Annotated in this window: 10 protein-coding genes; 6 read left to right on the top strand and 4 right to left on the bottom strand. The window is 62.9% G+C overall.

Annotated features, from left to right (window positions below):
• Window positions 1-339 precede the first annotated feature (339 nt).
• Window positions 340-780 (top strand): nucleoside deaminase, encoded by a 441-nt coding sequence (locus EA346_RS14570; protein WP_296759808.1) that lies wholly within the window; start codon window positions 340-342, stop codon window positions 778-780.
• A gap of 114 nt (window positions 781-894) precedes the next feature.
• Here the strand turns inward: EA346_RS14570 and EA346_RS14565 are convergent, their stop codons facing one another.
• From EA346_RS14565 to EA346_RS14555, 3 genes are read right to left on the bottom strand one after another with little or no spacing between them, the layout of a single operon-like run.
• On the bottom strand, window positions 895-1,578 hold the full coding sequence (locus EA346_RS14565; RefSeq protein ID WP_296759805.1) for a DUF6064 family protein: 684 nt from the start codon (window positions 1,576-1,578) through the stop codon (window positions 895-897).
• Window positions 1,579-1,585: 7 nt separating this feature from the next.
• On the bottom strand, window positions 1,586-2,515 hold the full coding sequence (locus tag EA346_RS14560; protein ID WP_296759803.1) for an aldo/keto reductase: 930 nt from the start codon (window positions 2,513-2,515) through the stop codon (window positions 1,586-1,588).
• Entirely contained in the window at window positions 2,515-2,934 is a 420-nt protein-coding gene (locus EA346_RS14555) for a hypothetical protein (protein ID WP_296759801.1), read from the bottom strand. Before EA346_RS14555 ends, EA346_RS14560 begins: the two co-directional genes overlap by 1 nt.
• A gap of 124 nt (window positions 2,935-3,058) precedes the next feature.
• On the opposite strand from EA346_RS14555, the gene EA346_RS14550 reads away from it, so the two are divergent.
• Complete coding sequence (locus EA346_RS14550) at window positions 3,059-3,586, top strand: HIT family protein (protein WP_296759799.1); 528 nt, start codon at window positions 3,059-3,061, stop codon at window positions 3,584-3,586.
• A 146-nt stretch (window positions 3,587-3,732) separates the two neighbouring features.
• Here EA346_RS14550 and EA346_RS14545 read toward each other — a convergent pair whose 3' ends face one another.
• Complete coding sequence (locus EA346_RS14545; RefSeq protein ID WP_296759798.1) at window positions 3,733-5,214, bottom strand: mercuric reductase; 1,482 nt, start codon at window positions 5,212-5,214, stop codon at window positions 3,733-3,735.
• 78 nt (window positions 5,215-5,292) lie between these two features.
• On the opposite strand from EA346_RS14545, the gene EA346_RS14540 reads away from it, so the two are divergent.
• The 4 genes from EA346_RS14540 (at window position 5,293) to EA346_RS14525 (ending at window position 9,456) form a co-directional block, all read left to right on the top strand.
• A complete protein-coding gene (locus EA346_RS14540) occupies window positions 5,293-6,054 on the top strand; it encodes a hypothetical protein (RefSeq protein WP_296759796.1) in 762 nt (253 codons plus the stop codon).
• Window positions 6,055-6,074: 20 nt separating this feature from the next.
• Window positions 6,075-6,290 (top strand): DUF3330 domain-containing protein, encoded by a 216-nt coding sequence (locus EA346_RS14535; protein ID WP_296759794.1) that lies wholly within the window; start codon window positions 6,075-6,077, stop codon window positions 6,288-6,290.
• Window positions 6,291-6,907: 617 nt separating this feature from the next.
• Window positions 6,908-7,909 (top strand): cytochrome c peroxidase, encoded by a 1,002-nt coding sequence (locus EA346_RS14530; protein ID WP_296759792.1) that lies wholly within the window; start codon window positions 6,908-6,910, stop codon window positions 7,907-7,909.
• Window positions 7,910-8,277: 368 nt separating this feature from the next.
• Window positions 8,278-9,456 carry a thioredoxin fold domain-containing protein gene (locus tag EA346_RS14525; protein WP_296759790.1) on the top strand — a complete coding sequence of 393 codons (1,179 nt, stop codon included), beginning with the start codon at window positions 8,278-8,280 and terminating at the stop codon, window positions 9,454-9,456.
• The last annotated feature ends 408 nt before the right edge of the window (window positions 9,457-9,864 follow it).

Here is a 9,864-nt window from a genome sequence, read left to right as displayed (position 1 = left end):
GTGCAGTGGCGGGCCATGATCGGTGCGATGTGCTCCTCGTAGGTAGGGGCGCTGCGATCATCGATCGGGTTCGCGTCGGCCGCAGCCCCGGGCCCGGCGACACCGAGCGCCGCACCGAGCAGCAGCACTGCCGGCAGCGCTGTCAGAAGTCGCGCCATGCGTTCAAGCCTCCTCATCCTCGGGGTCGTCGGCGCGACAGTCTGAGCCGCCGTGCGGGGCAGGGCAAGCGCACGTCGACTCGGTGCCCAGCGCGCTTCCCGCAATTGAATCTCCAACTCGGCGTGCTGGGAGTACGATGTGAAAATCTCTGGGAGAGAGGTTCCAGGTGGAGAGAAAGCCATGGATATCTACATGCAGGCCGCCCTTGAGGAAGCGCGCCAGGGCCTGGCCGAGGGCGGGATCCCGATCGGCGCGGTGATCGTGCACCGGGGTCGCATCATCGGGCGTGGCCACAACCGCCGGGTGCAGCAAGGCAGCGCCATTCTGCACGGCGAGATGGACGCCTTCGAGAATGCCGGTCGGCAGCCTGCCGTGGTGTACCGCGAATCGGTCCTCTACACGACCCTTTCGCCGTGCGCGATGTGCAGCGGCGCTACCCTGCTGTACGGCATTCCGCGGGTGGTGATCGGTGAGAATCAAACCTTCCAGGGCGAGGAGGAGTTGCTGCGCGCTCGCGGCGTGGAGGTCGAGGTGTTGCAGGAACCGGCCTGCATCGAGTTGATGCGCGAGTTCATCGCCCAAGAGCCGCAGCTCTGGGACGAGGACATCGGCCGCACCTAACCTCCGGTCCGGGCGGACGCGGAACGCCGTACCACACCGTACAAGCCACCCATGTTGTTGACCCGCGGCCGGGGTGGCCTGGCTGGCGAGCCAAGCGGTTGTGGTTCGATGTGGCTAAATGTGTGGCCGCGCTGCTGACTTGATCGAGTGCGCGATCGAAGTGCCAACAATGATGGTCACCGCAGCCAGTGGGATCAGTGCCCCGGTTGCGTCAAGCGCAATCAGGGTCAGCGACCCGATCACGCACCATAGGATGGGAATGACCAAGGACAGCCAGAGGGTGGGGCCGCGCAGGAGGATCAGCAGCACGCCGAGAGTGGCGATGGCAGTAGGGTCGGGATGCAGGCCGTAGGTTTCTGCATGACTCAGGCCTGGGCCGATTGTTGCGGCGATCAGAGGATAGCCAAGCAGGGAAACCATCGCGACGGTTGTGCCGATCCAGGTCGAAAGCGCTTTGGAAGGTTCTTGCGTCTTGACCGATCCGGCGAGGAATGCGAGGGCGAGCAACAGAACAGCCTGCGCGATGAAGCCCCAGCCAAACCACGGGGCGGCCCAGTTCAGTTCGGCGTAATAGGTCCAGTGGAAGATGATTCCGCTCGTCAGCCAGGCGGGGGCGAGCAGGGCCAGGGCCATGCGTTTGTTGCCGCGAAGGGCGAGCAGCAGGGTAGTCAGGCCGATTGCAACGGCCAGAATGTGCAGTGGCCAGAAGGTTTCGTTGATGCGTTCCAGCAAACGCCAGTAGATATCCGGGGTGAACGGGATGAAGTCTTCGAGGCGGTAGGTCTGCCAGTCGTTCATTGCCCGACTACAGCGACGCGATGTGGCGGATCATGCGTTCCCGCGTTGCTTGCGTCGGCATGGGTTCGTGGCCGGCGCGCATGTTCTCGATGACGTGCTCGACTCTGGTCGTTGCCGGGATGGCGCAGGTCACCGCCGGATGGCTGACAATGAACTTGAGCAGGAAATCGGCCCAGTTGCGGCAATCGAATTCCTCAGCGGCCCATCCAGGTACTTCATGCCGGCGCTTGAGGTTCCTGATCAGGCGACCACCGTCGTAGGGGCGATTGGCGATCACGGCAATGCCTTTTTCCTCCGCCAGCGGCAGCAGGCGATCTTCGACCCGGCGGTGGGTGATGTTGTAGGTCAGCTGCACGAAATCGATGTCGTGTTCTCGCATGATGCGCTCGATCTGGTCGTGCCGGCGCCCGTGCGAGGTGGTGATGCCGACGTGAGCGATCTCGCCATCGGCTTTCATCTGCTTGAGTACGTCAAGGTGCTCGCGCCAGTCGGTGAGATTGTGGACCTGTACCAGGTCGAAGCGGTCGACGCCCCAACGGCCGGAAAGATCGGCAATCTGCTCGCGCGTACCGCCGCCGGCCGGGCTCCAGACCTTCTCGGCTGTGTAGAGCGAGTCCGGTTTACCCAGCTTTTCGAGTGCGTAGCCCATCACGTCGGGTGCGGAGCCATACATCGGTGAAGAATCGACCAGGCCGCCGCCGTGTTCAAAGAAGGCACGCACGACCTCGGTACGTGCGTCGAGCAGCTGCGGATCGCTGCCGACATTGAAGGTCTGCCAGGTACCCAGGCCGATCACCGGCAGATGCCCGCCGCCGGGGATGGACTTGCGGAGCACTCTGCCGGAGTTGGCGAGAGACAGATGCGGCATCCACCAGGCAGCGGCGATGCCGGCACCGAGGATTTTCAAGGCGGTTCGGCGCGAGCGGCGATGACTCATCAAGACGACCTCGTTCGGAAAAGTTCAGGTTTGACGACCACCGTGGCAAGAATCAGCGTGAAGGCGGAGAGCACGAAGACCTTGTTGACGAACCAGTTGGTCCTCCAGATGGTCCAGTCCGGCTCGGCCAGAAAGATGGTGAACAGGGTCAGGATGATGACGATCTCGACGACCGACATGCTCACGGCCAGCCACCGCGTGTACCAGGGTTGAATCAACAGCGCCCAGCCCAGCCAGACATGCGCGATCGGCCACAAGTCCCAGAAGATGTGGGTCGTCCAGGCCTCGTCCGTGAACAGGGCGAAAGCGATCGGAAAGACGTACTTGATGAATACCGACCAGGCGGCGAGCACGAAAAACAGGTGGGCGAGGAAGGTGATCCAGCCGGAATAGGGAGCTTGTGATCGGGATCGAGTCATGTCGCACATCATCAGACACCCCCGTGACGGGGCAGTGCAAGAAACCCACCCTCTCCGATCACGGGCACACCGGCGCGAAAATCCACTAGAATCGGGCGCCTCTGAAGCCCGCCCAGGATATCCGATGACCAGCGCCAGACCAGACCAGGACTGTTATTTCTGCCGGGTTGCCGCCGGCTTGACCGACCCGTTCATTTACGAGAACCGCTCGTTCCTCGGCATCTTCGACACCAACCCGGTGAATCCGGGGCACGCACTGATTATCCCGCGGCGGCACGTGGTCTCTCTGTTCGACCTCAATGAAACGGAGCAGTCGGACTATTTCGACGCCATACACGGGGTCCGGCAGGCCATCGAGGCGACGGATATGAACGACCTGTACCGGAACATGCTGAACCGCGACTACCTGCGAGAGCGACCGAAGGATCACATCGAAGCCGTCCTGAAACTCCCATTCCTGGGGAACCGCCCGGACGCCTACACCGTTGGCAACAACGATGGTCGGGCGGCGGGAAGGAGTATCGACCACCTGCACGTCATCCTCCTCCCGCGCTACAAGGGAGACGTGGAAGACCCAAAGGGCGGCATCCGGAACATCATCCCGGATCGAGCGAAATACCAATGGTTGGCGCCGGCCACGTCGGCGCTCTGAGGGCGAAGCCCTTTTTCCGGGGACAGTACACCTAAAATCCGACTGGGACCGAAACGCGCCCGGCTTCGGGTTCACCACCCGGCGATATCGGTGAACCGTGCCCGGTTAACGCCGCAGCACAGCGATCCGGCCGCCACGCTGAGTACCTACTCTAGGCGCTGCAAGTCGGGAAAAAGCCACGGAATCATCTCGGAGACCGTTGGATGCGGCAGCACGGTCTCCTGCAGTACGCGGTACGGCAGCTCTGCCTGGATTGCGAGAGCCAGCATGCCGATGACCTCGTCACCGCCCACGCCAAAGACGGCTGCTCCAAGAATCCGATCACTTTCTTCGTCCACCAGGATCTTGATCAGACCGGCGGTCTCGTCCTTTTCCCGGGCGCGACTGACTTTGCTCATGGGCATCGTCGCCATGAGGACGGCCTTCCCGCTTTGGCGTGCCTCGGTCTCCGACAGACCCACCCGAGCCAATGGCGGGTCGATGAACATCGAGTAAATCGTTGTCCGGTCGCTAATCTTCCTTTGTCCTCCCGCCAGGTGATCGAGAAACACCTGACCGTCATGGACTGAGGTGTGGGTGAAGGCACCGCGGCCGTTGACGTCGCCGAGTGCATAGATGTGAGGGATCGAAGTGCGGCCCACATCGTCCACGGGAATGAATCCCTGCTCGTCCACCGAGATCCCGGCGGCATCCAGGTTCAACTCGTCGGTATTCGGAACGCGCCCGATCGCGATCAGTAGATGCGACCCTTCGACGGTCTTGTCGATATCGCCTTGTCGGCAGGTCAGGGCAGCGCCGTCCGGGAAGTGGTTTCCCGGACCCAGACGCGTGGCGTCCGCACCCAGATGGAATTCGATGCCTTCCGCCAGCAATACCTCCAGGGCGATCGCGCTGATGTCGGGGTCCTCGTGACTGACAATGCGCTCGTTGTTGTCGAACACGCTGACCTGGCTGCCGAGGCGGCGGTATGCCTGCGCGAATTCAAGGCCGATGTACGATCCACCCAGCACCAGGAGGTGCTCGGGAACCTCGGTGAGGTCCAGAATGCCGCGGTTATCCAGCCATGGCACGGTGTCGATGCCGGGAATCGGCGGCGTGCGTGAGCGCGTGCCGGTATGGATGACGATGATCTCGCCATGGATTGTGATCCCGTTGACTGCCACCGTGTGCGCATCGACGAAGCTCGCCGTGCCGGGATAGAAATCGGTAACGCGATCGAGCCAGGATCGAAATTGCTCGCTGGACGGCACGCGAATGTCGTTGACCCGTTCCATGACCTTGTCGAATTGAATCGAGAAGTGCGGAATCCGTATCCCGAAATCGTCGCCCCGATGCGCCATGTGTGCCGCGCGGGCACTGGCGATCAACGTCTTGGTCGGCGTGCAGCCCCAGTTCACGCACGACCCGCCCACCCGCTCAGCCTCGATGACCGCGATCTTCATGCCGCGGTCCAGTAGCGGCTCGACGATGACCCCCGTGGCCTGGCCGGTTCCGATGAGGATCAGATCATAGGCGTTCATTTCCATCACCCCTTTGTGGTGGTCGTGAGACCGGTGAGGTGCTGCCAGCCGGGCGATCGTTTCCGTGTCGAGTGTGGATGGCTCCTCGTGGAGGGTCTCGCTGGGCATGGGCCCTGCCTTGCTGAATCCTGGGTTTCCCCAGGGGGTTCAGCCGCTGCACGCATCGCCGACAGCGCGAGCCAGGCGGTGCAACCCCAGACGCGAGAACGGCACATTCAAATCGTCTACCACCGATCCTGTCGCCGCGTAGCCGCGCGCGTCAATACGCATGATTGCGACCCTTCGGTCCTCCGTCATCCCCTTGCGAAAAATGACGGCCGGACCTGCGTGCCCACACGGGCACACCAGATCGCGCGGCTCTACGAACGCAGCCTGCAGAGCCATCTCGGGACCGGCGGCACCAGCATGGGCCATGCGTTCCTGCACAACGACGATCGGCGCGACGCCTTCGTGAGCACGGTCGAGCGGCGCAACCAGCTTTCGAAACGCCACGCTCTGCCGCTCGAGGTGCTGAAGCGTGCGTTCAGCACGGGCGTCGGTCTGCCCTGGAACCTGGCACTGTGCATGCTGATCGGTCTTTCGCTGATGTTCAGTGGCATCAGGCTCGGGCACGACGGCGGCCTCGCCAAATGGGATCAGCTGATCGCTGCGATGGTGATCACCATGGCCGGGGTAGTCCGCCCGGTTCGCTGGCTGATCATCCCGACGGACGCGCAACGATTCGCCAATGGCCGAATACGTGTCGGGGTCAGTCCGGTCTCAGCGCTCAGCGATCAGCGCCCCAGGGCCAAGGGCATCGCGGCCTTAGCGATACCTGATCCCGCCATAGGCCAGGAATGTTTCCCTGCGCAGGATGTCCACAACCCTACAGGGGGCGCGAGACCGGCCTGCGCGAGCATCGGCCGCCCCGCGAACATTTCCTCCATGTGGTCTATGTTGAGAATGTGAGAGAAATACGGAGCGGAACAGTGGTTGATAACGCCAACGCCAGCGGGCCCGAAAAGGACCCAACGCCACCGCGCGTCCACTGCAGGGAATGCCTCAAGGAAATTCCGCCCTCGGAGGCCGAACAGCCCGAAGCGGAAGAGTACGCGCTTTATTTCTGCGGCCTTGAATGCTTTCAGAAGTGGCATGAACGCGCCGAGAAAGAGATTGCGCCGGGTAAAGACACCAACCCGGACTGATCCGTGGCGCGATGCGCCTGCATGCCTGGCACCTCGCGGCCGATCGAGGGGCGGGCGGAGTGCACCCTCGTCAGAAGGCCATCTAGGGATGCCGCCCGCTTGACCCTCTCCTTACCCGGCGGGTTCAGGAAGGGGAATGCGCGGGCATTGCGTTCATCTCCGACGAGGATTATCGCCATGACACCAGGCTGATGGCGGAGTGCACCGAAAAGTTTGAACCTGTCCCCGAGACGATGATGCCGCGTTGCCGGGTGTAGCGGCGTCGGGTCGCGCGGCGGGTTCCGGCGGCTTCACCGCTGCGGTAGGCGAGTGGATTAAATCCCACACATACGCTATACCCATTGCGGCAGGCTGGTGGGCCATGCGGAAAGTTCGGTATCCGATCGTGTCGCCAGACGCGCCGGCGCTGTGTTGGGCAAGTCTGAACTAGAGTGGCTATTCCTGCACTTGCGCGCCTTGCTCCGGTGAGCTTGGCTGTGCTCCCTAGTGACCGAACTTCCCGCATGGCCCACCAGGTCGCCTGTCTTTTCGAATCGAAGCCAATCAGGGTGCCCGTCGCATCCAACGTGCTCAATCCCGTAGAGGACGTCGGCACACCCCCAAGGAGGAACGACGACATGAGATTTGCACATACGCCGCGGCTTTTCGCGGTCTCCGCGCTATGTCTCGGAGCCGCGCTGACACTCTCGAGTAATGCCTTCGCTGACGACGGCTTTGCCGAATACCGGGACCAGTTCGAGCCGCTGCCGGCGTTGCCCCCGATTCCCGCCGACAATTCGCTCACCCCTGAGCGCGTCGAGTTGGGCAACATGCTTTTCTTCGAACCCCGCATCTCGAGCAGCGGTGTGATCAGTTGTGCGACCTGCCACAATCCCGCGTTGGGCTGGTCCGACCGTATCCCGCGTGCGGTTGGCCATGAGGGACAGGTGGGCGAACGCAACACACCGACGGTTCTGAATTCCGGCTTCTTCACCGCCCAGTTCTGGGATGGTCGGGCGGACACACTGGAGGAACAGGCACTGGGTCCGATCGAGGCCGATATCGAGATGGCGATGTCCCTTGAGGACGCCATTGAACGGCTCAAGGAGTTCGACATCTACGAGAAGAAATTCGCCGCGGCGTTCCCGGGAGACGACGATCCCATCAATGGCGATAACGTGGCGATGGCTCTGGCGGGCTTCCAGCGCACGTTGAATACCCCGAACTCGCGTTTCGACCGATATCTCAACGGCGATCTTGCGGCCCTCGATGACCAGGAAAAGCGAGGAATGAAGTCCTTTGCCGACAGCGGCTGCGTTGCCTGCCACAGCGGGCCGGCGTTGACCGACAGTCGGTTCTATCGGATCCAGGTCCCGGGCTCCGAGGACGAGGGGCGTTATCTCGTGACCGGTGATGAATCGGACCGCTTCGCGTTCAAGACCCCGACCCTGCGCAACATCGCGCTGACCTATCCCTACATGAACAATGGCGCGACCGCGACGCTGGAAGAGGCGGTGGAGGTCATGGGACGCGAGATGCTGGGTCGTGAGTATTCGTCCGAAGAAGTGGAGGACATGGTTGCCTTCCTGCATACCCTGACCGGCCAGATGCCGAGCTTCGAGGTTCCTGTCCTGCCGTAATCCGGCAACGGGTCGGGAGTGTCGGCGCGGGGGCAGGGATGCTCCCGCGCCTTGCCGCGGGTGGTCCATCCGCCGTGGCGGCGTGGGCCATGGCACAGGCATGGCCGTGATTTTGAGGTTAACTTTTCACGGCCCTAAACCGTAGGTCGGGTTAGCCCGAAGGGCGTAACCCGACGGGCCTCGCACCACACCCATGGGCGCAAAATAGCGTCGTCCCCGGGACGTCGTCGGGTTACGCTGCGCTAACCCGACCTACTGGGCTGTGACTTTCACGCTAACGGGTGCATCAGCTCTTTAGCCAGGCTGCCTCTGGAATGCCAGGGCCCCCGGGGACGTCTCATCCATGTTTCCAATCACGGAGTTTCGCGATGCGTTTCGATCTTTGCTCCCACCGGCCATCGGCTGTGATGCGCGGGTGTCGCAGCCTTCGAGGTTCCCGGCGTGGAGTCGGTGGCGATCCCTCGGCCGTTGGTGTTTGGGCTACGCGCAGCGGTGTCCTCGGGCTGGCCGTTGTGCTGGTCGCGGCGCTGCTGCTTGCGCCACCGGGCCAGGCGCGCGAGCGACTGGAATACCCGGAATGGTTCGCAGAGACATTTTACGATCTGCCGGGCGACCTCGACGACGCCGTCGCGCGAGGCAAGCGGGGGATCGCGCTGTTCTTCAGTGCCGAGACCTGCCTGCACTGTGTTGCGATGGCGCGCAGCACCTTCCAGGATCCGGAGATCGTGCGGCGCCTGTCCGGCCAGTTCGACGTGATCGCGGTCGATGTCTTCAGCGACGTGGAAATGATCCATCTGGACGGCCAGATGCTGCGAGCGCGCGAGCTCTCCGAGCACGAGCGGGCGATTTTCACGCCGACCCTGCTGTTCATCGACGGCTCCGCCGAGCGGATGCTGCGGTTCGTCGGCTTCGCGGACCCGGAGCGGATGCATGTCATTCTCGATTATCTCGAATCCGATGCCTGGCGTGGTGAATCGCTGCGCGACTTCGCGAGGCGGCTGCACGAGGAGAACGGAGAGCCGCCGGGCGCCGTCGCTGCGGGGGATGCCGCTGAAGCGCCCCGGGAACCGCTTGCCGGTTTCCAGCAACCGCCGGCCGACCTCGCCGCGCAGAGGACTGCCAATCCGCGTCCGTCGCTGGTGCTGTTCGAGCGCAACGACTGCGAGGAATGCAGTCGGCTGCGGGAACAGATCCTGACCCATCCCGAGATACAACAAGTGCTCGCCGGGTTCCACGCGCTGCGCCTGAACGTCGACGACCCTGCGGTGACGGTCCTGCCGGATGGCCGCCATGGCACCGCGGAGGCATTGGCCGGGGATCTGGCCCTGGCCCACCAGCCGGGGCTCGTGTTCTACGCAGAGGACGGAGAAGAGGCCTTTCGCATGGACAGCACCTGGCTGATCGATCACTCCGGGCAACTTCCCGACGCCACACGGCAGGATCTGGTGGACAGCTTCCTCGCGCGGCTCGAATACGTGTCCAGCGGGGCCTACCGCGACTGGCCCCAATACCAGCGCTGGCGCGCCCAGCGGGATCGCGAGGGATAGAGCGAGCGGGGGCGGGCCGGTTGCAATGAAAACGACGACCTTGCCCACGGGGTGCTACGCAAAGTCGAAACTGATTATCACGACTCCTCCGCAGCCAAGGAAAATCGCGTTGACCGCAGCAAAACCGCCAGAACCTTCGCCTGCAAGGCAGGCTGCTACAAGGGCAAGGACCCGTGGGAGCGCGCCTTGCGCGCGAAGGGGTCCTCTGCGGAGCTTCCATGATAATCAGGAAGTCGAAAGAGCGGGAGGCCGGTGGCGGCAGCCTCGGAGGATTCTCGTCCTTATTGCGGCATTTTCCGTGGAGAAAATGGCCGTTTAAGGCCCATGAGAGGCATTTTCTGGGGTGATTTTCCAGTTTTTTCAATAGCCTGGCTTGGTCCGACCCCGGTGAAGGTGCCCTCAAGAGTC

The organism is Thioalkalivibrio sp., assembly GCF_007692535.1.
In the GTDB taxonomy this organism is placed as follows: Bacteria; Pseudomonadota; Gammaproteobacteria; order Ectothiorhodospirales; family Ectothiorhodospiraceae; genus Thioalkalivibrio.
Note: the sequence above shows the minus strand (reverse complement) of the source record. Positions and strands in the feature narration are given on the sequence as shown.